The following is a 16609-nucleotide window of genomic DNA, read 5'->3' on the forward strand; positions in this document are numbered from 1 at the left end:
AGCCGCCCGTGCCCGGGCGGCTTCCGCGCGGTTTCGGCGGAGGCCGGCCCGTCACGGAGCCGCCTGCGCCCACGCGCGGGGCGTCGACGCCCCACCCCGCCCCGCCCGGCTGACCTCCCCGCTCCCGGTGCCGCGGCCTCAGGCGCCTCCTCCGGCCCGGCCTCCCCGGCCCCGCCGCGGCCGCCCCGGCAGCCGGCTCGCGAACTCGGCCACCGCCGCCTCGACGTCCCCGGCCGTCCACTCCAGCCCGGCGGCCCGCACGTGCACCTCGGTGTACGCGAGTCCCGGGCCGCCCCGGGCCCAGCCGGCGCCGAACAGCACCACGCCCGTCTCCTCGGCCGTCCGCACCGCCGCCTCACCCGCGACGTCCGCGTCGTACGGCAGCCACACCTGGAAGTCGTGCGTGTGCGGCACCTCCGGGTGCACCCGCGCCCAGGGCAGCCCGGCCGCGGCGAAGCCCTCCCGCAGGGCGGCGGCCACCACGCGCGCGTGGGCGACGTACTCCGGCAGCCGGGGCAGCTCCCGCTCCAGCCCGGCGAGCGCCGACAGGACGGTCGGGAATTGCTGGAAGACCTGGCCGCCGTAGCGGTGCCGCCACACCTTGGCCTCCTCCACCAGCAGCTCCGGCCCGGCGAGGGCGGCACCGCCGAACGCCTCCAGCGACTTGTAGAACGACACGTAGACGCTGTCGGCCAGGGCCGCGATCTCCGCCAGGGGCCGGCCGAAGTGGACGGTGGACTCCCACAGCCGGGCCCCGTCGAAGTGCACCACCGCCTCCCGCTCCCGGGCGGCCTCGACGACCTCGGTGAGTTCCTCCCAGGTCGGCAGGACGAAACCGGCGTCCCGGAGCGGCAGTTCCAGCATCAGGGCACCGAAGGGCTCCGCGAAGTCGCGCACCTCGTCGGCGGTCGGCAACCGCGGCTCGCTCGTCACGCGCACCGGGCGCAACCCGCCGACCTCCCGGAAGGCGTTGCGCTCGTGCACCTCGGGGTGGCTGAGCCCGTGCACGGCGACGGTCCGGTCGCCGGTGCGCCCCGCCCAGCAGCGCAGGGCCACCTGCTGGGCCATCGTGCCCGTCGGGAAGAACGCGGCGGCCTGCGTGCCGAGCAGCCCGGCGACCTTCTGCTCCAGGGCCTCGACGACGCCGTCGCCGTACAGGTCGGACGGCTGGTCCAGGTCGTGGAGCCCTTCCGCGTCCTCCAGCACCGCCAGGCGCTCGCGAAGGGTGCGGTGGAAGCCGAAGCGGGCGAAGACCCGCCGTGCGCCGCGGTGGGCGGCCAGCCGCCGTTCCCGCAGCCCCGGTGCCCGCTCCCGCGCGTCCTGGTCCCGCTCCCGGTCCGCCGTGGGGCCGTCGTGCCCCGCCGTGTCAGTCATGCTCCGGATCCTCCCCCGCGCGCGTGCGGCCGGGCACTCGCATTTCCGTCACCTGCGGGCGCCGGTCCGCGGTCCCGAGCGCCGTGCACAGCCTGTGGACGGCCCAACGCCCCGCGGACCGATAGCGTTAACATGACGAGAAATCGTCCGGTACCCGGAGCGGACTGGAACGGGAAGGCCGCCGTCGAGTGAACACAACCCCACAGCCAGACCCCAGGGACCGCCCCGCGCGACTCACCGTCGGCGTGATCGGCGCCGGCCGGGTCGGACCCGCGCTCGCGGCGTCCCTCCAGCTCGCCGGGCACCGGCCGGTCGCCGTCTCCGCGGTCTCCGAGCGCTCCCGGCGCCGCGCCGCCGAGCTGCTGCCCGACGTGCCGGTGCTGCCGCCCGCCGAGGTGCTGGAGCGGTCCGACCTGGTGCTGCTGACGGTCCCGGACGACGCCCTGCCCGGCCTGGTCTCCGGCCTCGCCGAGACCGGGTCCGTCCGGCCGGGCCAGCTGCTCGTCCACACCTCCGGGCGGTACGGGGCGCGTGTCCTCGACCCGGCCCTGCGCGCCGGGGCGCTGCCGCTCGCCCTGCACCCCGCGATGACCTTCACCGGCACACCCGTGGACGTCCAGCGCCTGGCCGGCTGCTCCTTCGGCGTCACCGCCCCCGAGGAGCTGCGCCTGGCCGCCGAGGCCCTGGTCATCGAGATGGGCGGCGAGCCGGAGTGGATCGCCGAGGAGAACCGCCCGCTCTACCACGCGGCTCTCGCCCTGGGAGCCAACCACCTGGTCACCCTGGTCGCCCAGGCCATGGACCTGCTGCGCACCGCCGGGGTCTCCGCCCCCGACCGCATGCTCGGCCCGCTGCTCGGCGCGGCCCTGGACAACGCCCTGCGCTCCGGCGACGCGGCCCTGACCGGCCCCGTCGCGCGCGGGGACGCGGGAACGGTCGCCGCGCACGTCACCGAACTGCGCCGGCACGCCCCGCAGACCGTCGCCGGCTACCTGGCGATGGCCCGCGCCACCGCCGACCGGGCCCTCGCGCACGGCCTGCTCAAGCCGGAACTGGCCGAGGACCTCCTCGGGGTACTCGCCGACGGGACCGACGGCACCGAAGGGGACGCCCGATGACCACCCTGCTGCGCACCGCCGGTGAACTGCACGCACGCGTGCGCAAGGGCCGCCGCGCCGTCGTGATGACCATGGGCGCCCTGCACGAGGGCCACGCCACGCTCGTCCGCACCGCGCGCGACCTCGCCGGACCGGACGGCGAGGTCGTCGTCACCGTGTTCGTCAACCCGCTGCAGTTCGGTGCGGGCGACGACCTCGACCGCTACCCGCGCACCCTGGACGCCGACCTCGCGCTGGCCGGGCGGTCCGGCGCGGACGTCGTGTTCGCCCCCGCCGTCGAGGAGGTCTACCCCGGCGGCGAACCCCAGGTCCGCATCAGCGCGGGGCCCATGGGCGAGCGCCTGGAGGGCTCCTCCCGCCCCGGCCACTTCGACGGCATGCTCACCGTCGTCGCCAAGCTGCTCCACCTCACCCGCCCCGACGTCGCCCTGTACGGCCAGAAGGACGCCCAGCAACTCGCCCTGATCCGCCGCATGGTGCGGGACCTGAACTTCGGCGTGGAGATCGCCGGCGTCCCCACCGTCCGCGAGGAGGACGGCCTGGCCCTGTCCAGCCGCAACCGCTACCTGTCGGCCCCCGAGCGGCGTACGGCCCTGGCCCTGTCCAGGGCGCTGTTCGCGGGCCGGGACCGGCACGCCGCGCAGGAGGCGCTGCGCGCCCGGGCCCGCGAGGTGCCCGCCACCCGCGCGCGTGCCGAGGCGCTCAGCGCCCTCGGCGAGTCCCGCGCGGCGGCCGACACGCACGCCGTCGCGACGGCCGCCCCGGGCGGCCCCGCGGCCGTCCGAGCGGCCGCCCGCCAGGTCCTGGACGAGGCCGCCCGCCTCGACCCGCCCCTGAAGCTGGACTACCTCGCCCTGGTCGACCCGTCCGACTTCACCGAGATCGGCGAGGACTTCACCGGCGAGGCGGTCCTGGCCGTCGCCGCCCGGGTCGGCACCACCCGGCTGATCGACAACATCCCGCTCACCTTCGGAACCTTCGGAGCCGCCTCGTGACCACCACAGGCATACGACTGCACGCCCCCGCCCCCGGGTGGTCCATCGCCGCGGACGTGGTCGTCGTCGGCTCCGGGGTCGCCGGCCTGACGGCCGCCCTGCGCTGCGAGGCCGCGGGGCTGAGCACCGTGGTGGTCACCAAGGCGCGGCTGGACGACGGCTCCACCCGCTGGGCCCAGGGCGGCATCGCCGCGGCCCTGGGCGAGGGCGACACCCCCGGGCAGCACCTGGACGACACCCTGGTCGCCGGAGCGGGCCTGTGCGACGAGGAAGCGGTCCGCATCCTCGTCACCGAGGGCCCCGACGCCGTACGCCGCCTCATCGAGACCGGTGCCCGGTTCGACGAGTCCACCGCGGGCGGGCTCGAACTGACCCGGGAGGGCGGCCACCACCGCCGCCGCATCGCCCACGCCGGCGGCGACGCCACCGGCGCCGAGATCTCCCGCGCCCTGGTCGAGGCCGTCCGCGCGCGTGGCATGCGCACCGTGGAGAACGCGCTCGTCCTGGACCTGCTGACCGACGCCGAGGGCCGCACGGCCGGCGTGACCCTGCACGTCATGGGGGAGGGCCAGCACGACGGGGTCGGCGCCGTCCACGCCCCCGCGGTGGTCCTGGCCACCGGCGGCATGGGCCAGGTCTTCTCCGCCACCACCAACCCGTCGGTCTCCACCGGCGACGGCGTGGCCCTGGCCCTGCGCGCGGGCGCCGAGGTCAGCGACCTGGAGTTCGTCCAGTTCCACCCCACCGTCCTCTTCCTCGGCCCGGACGCCGAGGGCCAGCAGCCCCTCGTCTCCGAGGCCGTGCGCGGCGAGGGCGCCCACCTGGTCGACGCCGACGGCGTGCGCTTCATGGTGGGGCAGCACGAACTGGCCGAGCTGGCCCCCCGCGACATCGTCGCCAAGGGCATCACGCGCCGCATGCAGGAGCACGGCGCCGAGCACATGTACCTGGACGCCCGGCACTTCGGCGCGGACATGTGGGAGCGCCGCTTCCCGACGATCCTCGCCGCGTGCCGCGCCCACGGCATCGACCCGGTCACCGAGCCCGTCCCGGTCGCCCCGGCCGCCCACTACGCCTCCGGCGGCGTGCGCACCGACTCCCACGGCCGTACGACCGTGCCCGGCCTGTACGCGTGCGGCGAGGTGGCCTGCACCGGCGTGCACGGCGCCAACCGCCTCGCCTCCAACAGCCTCCTGGAGGGCCTGGTCTACGCCGAGCGGATCGCCGCCGACATCGCCGCGGCCGGCCTGCACGCGCGCGTGCCGCAGCCCCTGCCCCACCCCGAGGTCCCCGAGCACCCCCTGCAGAGCCCCGAGGCCCGCCTCACGATCCAGCGGATCATGACGAACGGCGCGGGCGTCCTGCGCTCGGCCGACTCCCTCACCCACGCCGCCGACCGGCTGGAGCGGCTGCACGCGGACGCCCGGGAGGCCCTCACCGAGCACGGCAAGACGGCCGAGCCCGGCACCGACACCTGGGAGGCCACCAACCTGCTGTGCGTGGCCCGCGTCCTGGTCGCCGCCGCCCGGCTGCGCGAGGAGACCCGGGGCTGCCACTGGCGCGAGGACCACCCCGAGCGCGACGACACGGCCTGGCGCCGGCACATCGTCGTACGCCTCAACCCCGACCGCACGCTGGCCGTGCGCACCACGGACACCACACACTTCCCTACGACTTGCCCGCCCCAGGCCCCCCAGGAGCAGTGACCCACGTGAGCACCCACGACCTTCCCCTCGCCCCGTCCGGAGGCTGCGGCGACGGCTGCGCCTGTGGCGCGGACGACGAGGCGTACCTGGAGTGCGGACTGGACCCCGCGCTCGCCCAGCTCCTGGCCGACGCGGGCCTCGACCCCGTCGAGGTCGAGGACATCGCCAACGTGGCCCTCCAGGAGGACCTGGCCCACGGTGTGGACGTGACCACGGTCGCGACCATTCCCGAGGACGCGGTGGCCACCGCCGACTTCACCGCCCGCGAGGCGGGCGTCGTGGCCGGCCTGCGCATCGCCGAGGCGGTCGTCTCGGTCGTGTGCGAGGAGGAGCTGGAGATCGAGCGGCACGCCGAGGACGGCGACCGCGTCGAGGCGGGCCAGAAGCTGCTCTCGGTCACCACCCGCACCCGCGACCTCCTCACGGCCGAGCGCAGCGCGCTCAACATCCTGTGCCGCCTGTCGGGCGTCGCGACGGCCACGCGCGCGTGGGCGGACGCCCTGGAGGGCACCAAGGCCAAGGTGCGCGACACCCGCAAGACCACCCCCGGCCTGCGCAGCCTGGAGAAGTACGCCGTCCGCTGCGGCGGCGGCGTCAACCACCGCATGTCCCTGTCGGACGCGGCCCTGGTCAAGGACAACCACGTGGTCGCCGCGGGCGGCGTCGCCGAGGCCTTCCGGGCGGTGCGCGAGCGCTTCCCCGAGGTCCCCATCGAGGTCGAGGTCGACACCCTGCACCAGCTGCGCGAGGTGCTGGACGCCGGCGCCGACCTGATCCTGCTGGACAACTTCACGCCGGCGGAGTGCGAGGAGGCCGTCGCGATCGTCCGGGGCCGCGCCGCCCTGGAGGCCTCCGGCCGCCTCACCCTCGGCAACGCCAGGGCGTACGCGGACACCGGCGTCGACTACCTCGCCGTCGGAGCCCTCACCCACTCCTCGCCGATCCTGGACATCGGCCTGGACCTGCGGCCGGCGGAGTAGGGGAGCGGTAGGGCCATGCTGCTGACGATCGATGTAGGAAACACCCACACCGTCCTCGGCCTGTTCGACGGCGACGAGATCGTCGAACACTGGCGCATCTCCACGGACGCGCGCCGCACCGCCGACGAACTCGCCGTCCTCCTGCAGGGCCTGATGGGCATGCACCCGCTCCTCGGCGACGACCTCGGTGACGGCATCGACGGCATCGCCATCTGCGCGACCGTCCCCTCGGTCCTGCACGAGCTGCGGGAAGTGACCCGCCGCTACTACGGCGACGTGCCGGCGGTGCTCGTCGAGCCCGGTGTGAAGACCGGCGTGCCGATCCTCATGGACAACCCCAAGGAGGTCGGCGCGGACCGCATCATCAACGCGGTCGCGGCGGTCGAGCTCTACGGCGGCCCCGCCATCGTCGTCGACTTCGGCACGGCCACGACGTTCGACGCGGTCAGCGCGCGCGGCGAGTACGTCGGCGGGGTCATCGCCCCCGGCATCGAGATCTCCGTCGAGGCCCTCGGCGTCCGCGGCGCCCAGCTGCGCAAGATCGAGGTGGCCCGGCCGCGCAGCGTCATCGGCAAGAACACGGTCGAGGCGATGCAGTCCGGCATCATCTACGGGTTCGCCGGCCAGGTCGACGGCGTCGTCAACCGCGTGGCCCGCGAGCTGGCGGAGGACCCCGACGACGTCACCGTCATCGCGACGGGCGGCCTGGCCCCGATGGTCCTGGGCGAGTCCTCGGTCATCGACGAGCACGAGCCGTGGCTGACCCTCATCGGCCTGCGCCTGGTGTACGAACGGAACGTGTCCCGCACGTGACCGGGCGGGCCGTCCCGGCCCGTCCGGCTCCGCAGCCCGCCCATTGGCGCGCCGGTCCGTACGCCCCGGCGCGCCAGCCCCTGCGCGTCGCGGTCCGGACACGCGCCGTGTTCGACCGCCCCGGCGCGTGCGGGTCCTCGGTGTCCCGGCCCGGGCGTGCGGGTCTGCGGTGCGAGGGCCCCGGCGTGTGCAGGTCATCGGCGTCGCAGCCCGGGTGCCCCGGAGTCTCCGGGCTTTCGGCGCCGGCGCCACAGCCGGGTCGGCCGGCCCGGCCGGGCGGCGTGGTTCGACCGCCCCGGCGCGTGCGGGTCCTCGGCGTCCTAGCCCGGGCGTGCGGTTCTGCGGTGCGAGGGTCCCGGCGTGTGCAGGTCATCGGCGTCGCAGCCCGGGCGCCCCGGAGTCTCCGGGCTTTCGGTGCCGACGCCACAGCCGGGTCGGCCGGCCCGGCCGGGCGGCGTGGTTCGACCGCCCCGGCGCGTGCGGGTCCTCGGCGTCCCGGCCCGGGCGTGCGGTTCTGCGGTGCGAGGGTCCCGGCGTGTGCAGGTCATCGGCGTCGCAGCCCGGGTGCCCCGGAGTCTCCGGGCTTTCGGTGCCGGCGCCTCAGCCGGGTCGGCCGGCCCGGCCGGGCGGAGCGGGTGGGTCTGCGCGGACTCCGGCCCGGCTCGGCGAGCACGCACCGGGACCCGCCCGCCGGCACCGCCACGACCGCCCTCCGCGCCTGCTCGGCCGCAGGCGTGCCGTCGCCCGGCCACCCGGGTGGTCCCCCGCGCCACACCCGTCCCCTATGCGTTATTTGTCTGATTAGCGCGTATCGTCGCCGCATGCCCACGCCCTACGGATCCCGCGGCGGCATGGCGTTCGGCCCGGAGGAGCTGCGTGTGCTCCGCCGCGCCCTCGCCCTCGCCCTCCACCCCGCCCCCGCCACGCCCGACGACGTCCGCGACTGTCTCCGCCTCGCGGAGTCGCTGGACGAGGCCCGGCGGGAGGGAGCCAGGCTGCGCGCCTTCCTCGTGGCCGACCTGGGCCGGTACCGCGCCGCCCTGCCCGGCACCGCGGCCGGCTACCTCGCCCTCCTGGACGAGGCCCTGGCCGCCGGCCACCGCCCCGGCCCCGACGACCTCGCCGCCCTGCGCGCCCTGCGCGGCAACCCCGCGGCGGCGGCCCTCCTGGACCGCTGCGCCCCCACCCCGGCCGCCCGGACCGCCCCGGCCGCGGCGCTGACGGCCACCGTCCCCGCCTCACGCACCCGCAGCCGCGTCGTCGGTGCCGTCCGCCTCCTGGCCCTTCCCGGCGGCGTCGGCCGGCAGCCCGACAGGAAGCCCGCCAAACCCGGCCCCGCGAAGCCCGCACCCACGCCCTCCCCGGCCCCCGCACCGGGCACCCCGAAGCCCTCCCGCCCGATCCCCACCCCGGGTGAGGTCTTCCCGCGCCGCAAGCCCGCTCCGCCGTCCCCACCGAACCCCCGGCAGCTCGCCGCGGGCTGACGGCTACCCTGGATCCATGGACTACGTCTCCGCGCTCCTGCCCCCGGTCGTCATGGCCGCGTTCTTCATCGGCGTGATCCGGGTGATCGTGAAGACCCAGGGCGGCGCCAACAAGGCCAAGGAGGACGCGGCCGTGGACGCCGCCCTCGCCCGCGTGGACGGCGCCCGCCCGTCCGCCGCGACGCCCCCCAGGGCCGAGGCCTGACCCCACCCTCCGTCCCACGGCGTACGACTCCGCGAGCCCGCTCGGCCGAGTCGTACGCCCTTTTTGTTCGTGTTCGCCGCTGAAGCGCACGTCCGCCACGCCATTACCCGGATCTCCCACTATTGTGCTGAGGGTGCCTCGCCCATTGGGAGAACTCGAAGACGCGGTCATGTCGCGGGTGTGGAAGTGGAACCGCCCGGTGACCGTTCGAGAAGTCCTGGAAGATCTCCAGAAGGAGCGGTCCATCGCCTACACCACGGTGATGACCGTTTTGGACAATCTCCATCAGAAGGGCTGGGTGCGCCGCGAGGCGGAAGGCCGCGCCTATCGATATGAGGCCGTCTCCACCCGGGCCGCCTACGCCGCCGCCCTCATGAACGACGCCTGGTCGCAGAGCGACAACCCCGCCGCCGCTCTCGTCGCCTTCTTCGGGATGATGAGCGAGGAACAGCGGCAGGCGCTCACCGATGCCGTGCGCATCGTCCAGGGCCCGGAAACGCGGGAAGCGGCCGCACCGCCGGAATCCGCCGCGCCGGCACAACCCGTGCAAGGCCCGGAAGACCCCCCTCAGAACCCCGCCTCCCCTTCGGACCCCCGCGGGCGATAGCGTCCCGGCATGTCCGCGAAGAGCCCCGAACCCACCGCAAAAGCCGTCACCGTCCGGCGGGCCCGCACGAGCGATGTCCCGGCGGTGCGCCGCCTCCTCGACGCCTACGTCCGCGGCGGCATCCTGCTCGACAAAGCGACGGTGACGCTTTACGAGGACATCCAGGAGTTCTGGGTCGCGGAACGGGACGACAACGCCGAGGTCGTGGGCTGCGGCGCACTGCACGTGATGTGGGAAGACCTCGCGGAAGTGCGCACTCTCGCGGTGAAGCCCGGCCTGAAGGGCGCGGGCGTCGGGCACCGGGTGCTGGAGAAGTTGCTGCAGACCGCGCGATGGCTCGGTGTTCGCCGCGTTTTCTGCCTGACCTTCGAAGTCGACTTCTTCGCCAAGCACGGCTTCGTGGAGATCGGCGAGACGCCCGTGGACACCGATGTCTACGCGGAGCTGCTGCGTTCCTATGACGAGGGCGTCGCGGAGTTCCTCGGTCTCGAACGAGTGAAACCGAACACCTTGGGCAACAGCCGGATGCTTCTGCATCTGTGATCACCGGGACGGACAACGCACCGTGCGAAGGCGGGCCGCCCGGTTCGTCAAGACATATTCCGCGGAGCACGCCCTGCCCCGGTGGCCTATGTCCGAAACGCGCACGTTTCCGGACGGAGCCCGGCCTCCGGTCTCCGCCGGGGGTTTGTGTTTTTCCGGCAAAAGCGGTTTGCTTTCCGACGTACTGCAGTACTGCATATAACAGGGGACGGCGATACGGCGGACGCCGGCACTCCCCCGACCCTTGAAGATATCGATGAAAGGAAATCCGGTGGCACAGAAGGTTCAGGTCCTTCTTGTCGACGACCTCGACGGCGGCGAGGCGGACGAGACCGTGACGTTCGCGCTGGACGGCAAGACGTACGAGATCGATCTCACCACCGCCAATGCGGACAAGCTCCGTGGCCTTCTCGAGCCTTACGTGAAGGGCGGTCGTCGTACCGGAGGCCGTGCCTCGGGCGGGCGCGGCAAGCCGCGCGCGGCCTCGGGCGGCAGCCAGGACACCGCGGCCATCCGCGCGTGGGCGAAGGAGAACGGTTACGAGGTCAACGACCGCGGCCGGGTCCCCGCGACCATCCGCGAGGCGTACGAGAAGGCCAACGGCTGAACAGCGGCGCTACCGGCCCCGCGCAGGCGAGGCCGGCGGCTGGGCGCCCGCGCGCCGCAGCCGGGTCCGGTGGCACCATGTGGCCACCGTGTCCACCAGCCGCACGAGATCGGGGGCAGCCCCACCGCCCCCCAGCGCCGACAGCGTCGGCAGCGAGGCCTCGACCTCGCATCCCGGCTCGGGGGGCCGCAGCCACACGGCGGCCCCCTGGGAACCGACCCGCCCTCCGGGCCGGGGCCGCCCCGTGACGGAACCGGGGGCCTCCGCACCGGTGGACCCGTCCGCGTCCGGCCCGCACGGCGGCAGCGGCGCCTCCATGGCGCCCCCCGTGCCGACCGCCGCCAGGTCCAGCGGCAGCGTCCCCCAGTCCAGCCACTCCAGCAGCCCCGGCAGCTCCTCAGCACTGCCCGGCGCCACCAGCAGGCGTACGCGCGGGCCCCGGACGGCCACGGGGCAGCCGGGCCCCAGGTGCCGCAGGGCGGCCCGGCCCGCCTCCGCCGGCACGTCCAGGACGTCGAAGCGCACGCCCACCACCAGCCGCACCGGGTCCCCGGGCACCGTCGGCCAGCCGAGCTCGTGCTCGTACCACCGCCGGACCCGACCGCCCGGGTCCGGGCCCGTCCCGCCGCGGGCGGCCGGGTCGAGCGGCCGGCGGGGGAGCGGGACGAGCCGGGGTGCGGAAGGGCTCACAGCGTGCGGGGAGGGGGTCACCGCGTGCGGGGTGCCGGACATGCCGAGTGCAACAGCCGGAAGGCTCCGAGAGTTACGCTGGGTGGCGCCGTGCGCGCGTAAAGTGCCCGGACGGGGGCGTGCGGGGGGCTCGGAGGGGCGCAAGGTTGTTCGCCCGTAGCGGAGGGGGAGGGTGCGCTCGGCATGGACTTCCGGTCCGCGCGGGTAAGACATGCCTAGTGGGAGGGGGCGACACGCAGGAAAGGACGTCTCACGTTCGCCATCGGCGTACTGGCGAGTGGGGTATCTGCCTGGCCTGCGGGAACATCGTCTCGCACCATCGGGTTGGAGCAGATGTCGGCGTTCGGGGTCAGGAGGCCAAGGACGGTGTCGGCAGTTGGAATGAGCGGTCCCCGCTTGCGGGACTAAGCTGCGGAAGGACAGGGAGGGGAAGTTCCCCCCACTGCCTGACCGCTCTGAGGAGCGATTAACGATGTTCGAGAGGTTCACCGACCGCGCGCGGCGGGTTGTCGTCCTGGCTCAGGAAGAAGCCCGGATGCTCAACCACAACTACATCGGCACTGAGCACATCCTCCTGGGCCTGATCCACGAGGGTGAAGGTGTCGCCGCCAAGGCCCTTGAGAGCCTCGGGATTTCGCTCGAGGCGGTCCGCCAGCAGGTGGAGGAGATCATCGGCCAGGGCCAGCAGGCCCCGTCCGGCCACATCCCCTTCACCCCCCGTGCCAAGAAGGTCCTGGAGCTGTCGCTCCGCGAGGCCCTTCAGCTGGGCCACAACTACATCGGCACGGAGCACATCCTGCTCGGCCTGATCCGCGAGGGCGAGGGCGTCGCCGCCCAGGTCCTGGTGAAGCTGGGCGCAGATCTGAACCGCGTGCGGCAGCAGGTGATCCAGCTGCTCTCCGGTTACCAGGGCAAGGAGACCGCCACCGCCGGTGGTCCTGCCGAGGGCACCCCCTCCACGTCCCTGGTCCTCGACCAGTTCGGCCGGAACCTCACCCAGGCCGCTCGTGAGTCCAAGCTCGACCCGGTCATCGGGCGCGAGAAGGAGATCGAGCGGGTCATGCAGGTGCTGTCCCGCCGTACGAAGAACAACCCGGTGCTGATCGGTGAGCCCGGCGTCGGCAAGACCGCCGTCGTCGAGGGCCTCGCCCAGGCCATCGTCAAGGGCGAGGTGCCCGAGACCCTCAAGGACAAGCACCTCTACACCCTGGACCTCGGCGCCCTCGTCGCCGGCTCCCGCTACCGCGGTGACTTCGAGGAGCGCCTGAAGAAGGTGCTCAAGGAGATCCGCACCCGCGGCGACATCATCCTGTTCATCGACGAGCTGCACACGCTGGTCGGTGCGGGTGCCGCCGAGGGCGCCATCGACGCGGCCTCCATCCTGAAGCCGATGCTGGCGCGCGGTGAGCTGCAGACCATCGGTGCGACCACGCTGGACGAGTACCGCAAGCACCTGGAGAAGGACGCGGCCCTGGAGCGCCGCTTCCAGCCCATCCAGGTCGCGGAGCCGTCCCTGCCGCACACGATCGAGATCCTCAAGGGTCTGCGCGACCGGTACGAGGCCCACCACCGCGTCTCCATCACGGACGAGGCGCTGGTCCAGGCCGCCACGCTGGCCGACCGGTACATCTCGGACCGCTTCCTGCCGGACAAGGCGATCGACCTGATCGACGAGGCCGGATCGAGGATGCGCATCCGCCGGATGACCGCGCCGCCGGACCTGCGCGAGTTCGACGAGAAGATCGCCGGCGTCCGCCGGGACAAGGAGTCCGCGATCGACTCGCAGGACTTCGAGAAGGCCGCGTCCCTGCGCGACAAGGAGAAGCAGCTCCTCGCCGCCAAGGCCAAGCGCGAGAAGGAGTGGAAGGCCGGCGACATGGACGTCGTCGCCGAGGTCGACGGCGAGCTGATCGCCGAGGTCCTCGCGACCGCCACCGGCATCCCCGTCTTCAAGCTCACCGAGGAGGAGTCCTCCCGCCTGCTGCGCATGGAGGAGGAGCTCCACAAGCGGGTCATCGGCCAGAACGACGCCGTCAAGGCGCTGTCGAAGGCGATCCGCCGTACGCGTGCCGGTCTGAAGGACCCCAAGCGTCCCGGTGGCTCGTTCATCTTCGCCGGCCCGTCCGGTGTCGGTAAGACCGAGCTGTCCAAGGCGCTCGCCGAGTTCCTCTTCGGTGACGAGGACGCGCTGATCTCCCTCGACATGTCGGAGTTCAGCGAGAAGCACACGGTCTCGCGCCTCTTCGGTTCGCCCCCCGGCTACGTGGGCTACGAGGAGGGCGGCCAGCTGACGGAGAAGGTGCGCCGCAAGCCGTTCTCGGTCGTCCTCTTCGACGAGGTCGAGAAGGCCCACCCGGACATCTTCAACTCGCTGCTGCAGATCCTGGAGGACGGTCGCCTGACCGACTCCCAGGGCCGGGTCGTGGACTTCAAGAACACGGTCATCATCATGACGACCAACCTCGGCACCCGGGACATCTCCAAGGGCTTCAACCTGGGCTTCGCGGCCTCGGGCGACACGAAGACCAACTACGAGCGCATGAAGAACAAGGTCCAGGACGAGCTCAAGCAGCACTTCCGGCCCGAGTTCCTCAACCGCGTCGACGACGTGGTCGTCTTCCCGCAGCTCAGCCAGGACGACATCCTCCAGATCGTCGACCTGATGATCGGCAAGGTGGACGAGCGCCTGAAGGACCGGGACATGGGCATCGAGCTCTCCCAGTCCGCCAAGGAGCTGCTGTCCCGCAAGGGCTACGACCCCGTGCTGGGTGCGCGTCCGCTGCGCCGCACCATCCAGCGCGAGATCGAGGACTCGCTGTCGGAGAAGATCCTCTTCGGCGAGTTGCGTCCCGGTCACATCGTGGTCGTGGACACGGAGGGCGAGGGCGAGGCCAAGACCTTCACCTTCCGCGGCGAGGAGAAGTCGGCCCTGCCGGACGTCCCGCCGATCGAGCAGGCGGCCGGTGGCACCGGTCCGAACCTGAGCAAGGACGCGTAAGCGTCACGGCCTGACGAGAAGGGGCCGGTGCCGAAAGGCACCGGCCCCTTCCGCGTGTCCGGGCCCCTACGACAGCTGCCCGCCGTAGTCGGGCAGCTTGAACGTCTTCTCGGCGTGGCCGCCGGAGAGGTCGGTGGCGCTGTTGCCGATGTTCGCGATGATCGTGTAGCCCTTCTTCTCGATCGAGACGCGCTGGGCCGTCTTGTAGTCCGCGACGTTCTTGAACAGGTCGATGAAGTTGCGGACGTACAGTCCGGAGACCCGGTAGCCGGCGTGCTTGAGGTTGTAGTCGGTGAACGCGTAGACGATGTCCGGGCGGGCGGTCACGAAGAACAGCGCGACGCCGCGCTCCTGGGCGTATCTGGCGGCCTCCAGGACCGGCTCGTTGGCGGGCTGGGGGTAGCTGAAGCCGAAGTCGGTCTCCAGCGTCGTGTTGTCGATGTCGAAGACGATGGCCTGCTTCTCGCCCGGCTCGGTCGCCGCGATCCGCTGCTTCAGATAGGGCAGCGCCTGGTCCATCACGGCCTGGCAGTCCCTCTGCCAGGTGCCGTAGTCGACGTCCGCCGCGGCGGCCGCGGTGGCGGCTGCGGTGGCGGTGGAGGCCCGGTCGGCGGTCGTGGCGTCGGCCGGTGCGGCCATCGCCACGAGGGCGGCCGCCGAGACGGCGGACACTGATGCGCGGCGCAACCAGGGGCGTCGGATCTGCATGTCGTGGGGGTCCTCTCACGTCCGTGACGCTGCCAACATGTCGTGTGCATGCTTGTGCGCGAGGGTGGCGCGAGGGGAACCGTAGGGTTACCGGACGGTAGGCGCATAGAGGCGTACGCCACATTTCCCGAATGGCCGAAGTGGGCCCCCGGTGACATGCCGCACAGGCGATATGTCCGTTACTAGCCGGAATAGTGGCCAAGTGACCGGGACGAAAGGGATTCTTCGCCCCTCCTGCGGGCCGAAGACGGGCTGGTGCCGGTATTTGTCCCGAATGGGAGCTGTGTCAAGAGACCTGGAACACGCTGCCAAAGTACTAACTTGGGCCGTAGATCACGCTTTTGGGGCTTTGTCGGACTTCGGGTTACCAAGGGATGGCCATTCGGCGAGCGACTGTGCGCCGGGTGGTTTTCTCCGTCCCCTTCCACACGAGGTTTCGATGTCCCAGCGCGTCACGTCCCGTTCTTCCCGTACGTCCCAGCTCCGCACCCGTGCGACCGTGCTGGCCGCCGGCCTCGGTGTCTCGGTCGCACTGGGGGCCGGGGTCGCGTCCGCCGCCGACACCACGGCCGCGTCCGGTGCCGCCGCCGCCGTCCAGGCGCAGGCCGCCGCCCAGGCCAAGGCCGCCAAGGCCGAGGCCGCCAAGGCCGAGAAGGCCGCCAAGACCGCCGCCGTGAAGGCGGCCGCGAAGAAGGCCGCCGCCAAGAAGGCCGCGCCCTCCTGGGTCGACCCGGTCAAGAAGTACAAGCTCTCCGCGAGCTTCGCCCAGAACGGCGGCATGTGGCAGTCCACCCACAGCGGTCAGGACTTCGCCGTGCCGAGCGGCACCCAGGTCGTCGCCGCCCACGGCGGCACGGTCGTCAAGGCCGGCGGCAACGGCGCCGGCGACGGCCCCGCCTACGGCAACGCCGTCGTCATCAAGCACGGCAACGGCACGTACTCCCAGTACGCCCACCTGTCGAAGGTCAAGGTGCACATCGGCCAGATCGTCAAGACCGGCCAGGAGATCGCGCGGTCCGGCAACACCGGCAACTCCAGTGGTCCGCACCTGCACTTCGAGATCCGCACGACCCCGAACTACGGCTCGGCGATCGACCCGGTCAAGTTCCTGCGCGCCAAGGGCGTGAAGGTCTGATCCGTGTGACCGGCCAGGCCCGCTAGGAGCTCGCCGCTCCTCGGTGGGCCTGGGTCACCAGGTCCGTGGCGACCTCGAGGACGGCTCTGCTCTTCTCCTCGGGGTCGTTTCCCATGTCCTGGAGCAGGAACATCCCGGCGTGCAGCGTGAAGATGGCGCTCGCGCAGCGCACCTGGTCGACCAGGTCCGCGTCCGGGTCGACGATGATGTCGCGCAGGCTGCGGATGCGTTCCTTGAAGGACTCGCCGATGCGCAGCTCGCGCACCGTCGCCTGGTTCTCGTGCATGAAGCGGAACAGCGGCGCCGCCTGGGCCAGCGTGTCGGCGTAGCGGCGGACGATCTCCTGCTTGGTCTCCAGGGTGTGCGGCTGCTGCCGACCCCAGTCGATCAGGTCCTCGATGGGCTGGGTGAGGTCCTCGAAGATGCTGACGAGGATCTCTTCCTTCGTCTTGAAGTGGTAGTAGAGCGCCGCCTTGGTGACGTCCAGGTGCTCGGCGATCTCCCGCAGGGACGTCTTCTCGTAGCCCTGCTCCGCGAAGAGGTCGAGGGCCACGTCCTGGATGCGCCGGCGGGTGTCCCCGCGGCGCCGCTGCTTGGTGCCGTCCATGGTGCCGCCCATCCTCCTACGCCGCTCGCTTTCCAGAAA

Annotated in this window: 16 protein-coding genes; 12 read left to right on the plus strand and 4 right to left on the minus strand. The window is 72.7% G+C overall.

Annotated elements, in window-relative coordinates; translation table 11 throughout:
- Nucleotides 1-138: 138 nt before the first annotated feature.
- Nucleotides 139-1374, minus strand: a complete 1236-nt coding sequence (locus Q5694_RS33130; protein ID WP_333937224.1) for a threonine aldolase family protein — start codon at nucleotides 1372-1374, stop codon at nucleotides 139-141.
- Nucleotides 1375-1562: 188 nt separating this feature from the next.
- On the opposite strand from Q5694_RS33130, the gene Q5694_RS33135 reads away from it, so the two are divergent.
- The 10 genes from Q5694_RS33135 to Q5694_RS33180 all read left to right on the plus strand — a co-directional run bounded on the left by Q5694_RS33135 (nucleotide 1563) and on the right by Q5694_RS33180 (nucleotide 10432).
- Complete coding sequence (locus Q5694_RS33135) at nucleotides 1563-2492, plus strand: Rossmann-like and DUF2520 domain-containing protein (protein WP_333937225.1); 930 nt, start codon at nucleotides 1563-1565, stop codon at nucleotides 2490-2492.
- The gene (panC, locus tag Q5694_RS33140; RefSeq protein ID WP_333937226.1) at nucleotides 2489-3487 is read left to right on the plus strand and encodes a pantoate--beta-alanine ligase; all 999 of its coding nucleotides are present in this window, start codon (nucleotides 2489-2491) and stop codon (nucleotides 3485-3487) included. The genes Q5694_RS33135 and panC overlap by 4 nt, the downstream gene beginning before the upstream one ends.
- Nucleotides 3484-5193, plus strand: coding sequence for an L-aspartate oxidase (locus tag Q5694_RS33145; protein ID WP_333937227.1), 1710 nt, complete (start codon nucleotides 3484-3486; stop codon nucleotides 5191-5193). Before panC ends, Q5694_RS33145 begins: the two co-directional genes overlap by 4 nt.
- 5 nt (nucleotides 5194-5198) lie before the next feature.
- Nucleotides 5199-6173, plus strand: coding sequence for a carboxylating nicotinate-nucleotide diphosphorylase (gene nadC, locus Q5694_RS33150; protein ID WP_333937228.1), 975 nt, complete (start codon nucleotides 5199-5201; stop codon nucleotides 6171-6173).
- A 15-nt stretch (nucleotides 6174-6188) separates the two neighbouring features.
- A complete protein-coding gene (locus Q5694_RS33155; protein WP_333937229.1) occupies nucleotides 6189-6986 on the plus strand; it encodes a type III pantothenate kinase in 798 nt (265 codons plus the stop codon).
- An 821-nt stretch (nucleotides 6987-7807) separates the two neighbouring features.
- On the plus strand, nucleotides 7808-8470 hold the full coding sequence (locus tag Q5694_RS33160) for a hypothetical protein (protein WP_333937230.1): 663 nt from the start codon (nucleotides 7808-7810) through the stop codon (nucleotides 8468-8470).
- A 16-nt stretch (nucleotides 8471-8486) separates the two neighbouring features.
- Nucleotides 8487-8675 carry a hypothetical protein gene (locus tag Q5694_RS33165; protein WP_333937231.1) on the plus strand — a complete coding sequence of 63 codons (189 nt, stop codon included), beginning with the start codon at nucleotides 8487-8489 and terminating at the stop codon, nucleotides 8673-8675.
- A 169-nt stretch (nucleotides 8676-8844) separates the two neighbouring features.
- Nucleotides 8845-9282: a BlaI/MecI/CopY family transcriptional regulator gene (locus tag Q5694_RS33170; protein ID WP_443040987.1), complete on the plus strand. Its 438-nt coding sequence runs from the start codon at nucleotides 8845-8847 to the stop codon at nucleotides 9280-9282.
- A 9-nt stretch (nucleotides 9283-9291) separates the two neighbouring features.
- Nucleotides 9292-9825 carry an amino-acid N-acetyltransferase gene (locus Q5694_RS33175; protein WP_333937233.1) on the plus strand — a complete coding sequence of 178 codons (534 nt, stop codon included), beginning with the start codon at nucleotides 9292-9294 and terminating at the stop codon, nucleotides 9823-9825.
- 271 nt (nucleotides 9826-10096) lie between these two features.
- Nucleotides 10097-10432 carry a histone-like nucleoid-structuring protein Lsr2 gene (locus tag Q5694_RS33180; RefSeq protein WP_033310340.1) on the plus strand — a complete coding sequence of 112 codons (336 nt, stop codon included), beginning with the start codon at nucleotides 10097-10099 and terminating at the stop codon, nucleotides 10430-10432.
- Nucleotides 10433-10441: 9 nt separating this feature from the next.
- Here Q5694_RS33180 and Q5694_RS33185 read toward each other — a convergent pair whose 3' ends face one another.
- Nucleotides 10442-11164, minus strand: a complete 723-nt coding sequence (locus tag Q5694_RS33185) for an SCO3374 family protein (protein WP_443040986.1) — start codon at nucleotides 11162-11164, stop codon at nucleotides 10442-10444.
- A 430-nt stretch (nucleotides 11165-11594) separates the two neighbouring features.
- Between Q5694_RS33185 and Q5694_RS33190 the strand changes: the two genes are divergently transcribed.
- Complete coding sequence (locus Q5694_RS33190) at nucleotides 11595-14120, plus strand: ATP-dependent Clp protease ATP-binding subunit (protein ID WP_333937235.1); 2526 nt, start codon at nucleotides 11595-11597, stop codon at nucleotides 14118-14120.
- 66 nt (nucleotides 14121-14186) lie between these two features.
- Here Q5694_RS33190 and Q5694_RS33195 read toward each other — a convergent pair whose 3' ends face one another.
- Nucleotides 14187-14828: an HAD family acid phosphatase gene (locus tag Q5694_RS33195; RefSeq protein WP_333937236.1), complete on the minus strand. Its 642-nt coding sequence runs from the start codon at nucleotides 14826-14828 to the stop codon at nucleotides 14187-14189.
- 439 nt (nucleotides 14829-15267) lie between these two features.
- Here Q5694_RS33195 and Q5694_RS33200 point away from each other — a divergent pair, with 439 nt between their 5' ends.
- Nucleotides 15268-15963: a M23 family metallopeptidase gene (locus Q5694_RS33200; RefSeq protein WP_333937237.1), complete on the plus strand. Its 696-nt coding sequence runs from the start codon at nucleotides 15268-15270 to the stop codon at nucleotides 15961-15963.
- Nucleotides 15964-15985: 22 nt separating this feature from the next.
- On the opposite strand, the gene Q5694_RS33205 is transcribed toward Q5694_RS33200, so the two are convergent.
- Nucleotides 15986-16582 carry a TetR/AcrR family transcriptional regulator gene (locus Q5694_RS33205; RefSeq protein ID WP_333937238.1) on the minus strand — a complete coding sequence of 199 codons (597 nt, stop codon included), beginning with the start codon at nucleotides 16580-16582 and terminating at the stop codon, nucleotides 15986-15988.
- Between the last annotated feature and the right edge of the window lie 27 nt (nucleotides 16583-16609).

The sequence above is a fragment of the Streptomyces sp. AHA2 genome (assembly GCF_036857595.1).
Lineage (GTDB): Bacteria > Actinomycetota > Actinomycetes > Streptomycetales > Streptomycetaceae > Streptomyces.

Excerpts from the sequence above, each read along its gene's own strand:
- Q5694_RS33155 (WP_333937229.1), top strand. The coding sequence starts at position 6,189 with ATGCTGCTGACGATCGATGTAGGAAACACCCACACCGTCCTCGGCCTG.
- Q5694_RS33190 (WP_333937235.1), top strand. The coding sequence starts at position 11,595 with ATGTTCGAGAGGTTCACCGACCGCGCGCGGCGGGTTGTCGTCCTGGCT.
- Q5694_RS33170 (WP_443040987.1), top strand. The coding sequence starts at position 8,845 with ATGTCGCGGGTGTGGAAGTGGAACCGCCCGGTGACCGTTCGAGAAGTC.
- Q5694_RS33185 (WP_443040986.1), bottom strand. The coding sequence starts at position 11,164 with ATGTCCGGCACCCCGCACGCGGTGACCCCCTCCCCGCACGCTGTGAGC.
- Q5694_RS33200 (WP_333937237.1), top strand. The coding sequence starts at position 15,268 with ATGTCCCAGCGCGTCACGTCCCGTTCTTCCCGTACGTCCCAGCTCCGC.
- Q5694_RS33160 (WP_333937230.1), top strand. The coding sequence starts at position 7,808 with ATGCCCACGCCCTACGGATCCCGCGGCGGCATGGCGTTCGGCCCGGAG.
- Q5694_RS33195 (WP_333937236.1), bottom strand. The coding sequence starts at position 14,828 with ATGCAGATCCGACGCCCCTGGTTGCGCCGCGCATCAGTGTCCGCCGTC.
- Q5694_RS33165 (WP_333937231.1), top strand. The coding sequence starts at position 8,487 with ATGGACTACGTCTCCGCGCTCCTGCCCCCGGTCGTCATGGCCGCGTTC.
- Q5694_RS33175 (WP_333937233.1), top strand. The coding sequence starts at position 9,292 with ATGTCCGCGAAGAGCCCCGAACCCACCGCAAAAGCCGTCACCGTCCGG.
- panC (WP_333937226.1), top strand. The coding sequence starts at position 2,489 with ATGACCACCCTGCTGCGCACCGCCGGTGAACTGCACGCACGCGTGCGC.
- Q5694_RS33205 (WP_333937238.1), bottom strand. The coding sequence starts at position 16,582 with ATGGGCGGCACCATGGACGGCACCAAGCAGCGGCGCCGCGGGGACACC.
- Q5694_RS33130 (WP_333937224.1), bottom strand. The coding sequence starts at position 1,374 with ATGACTGACACGGCGGGGCACGACGGCCCCACGGCGGACCGGGAGCGG.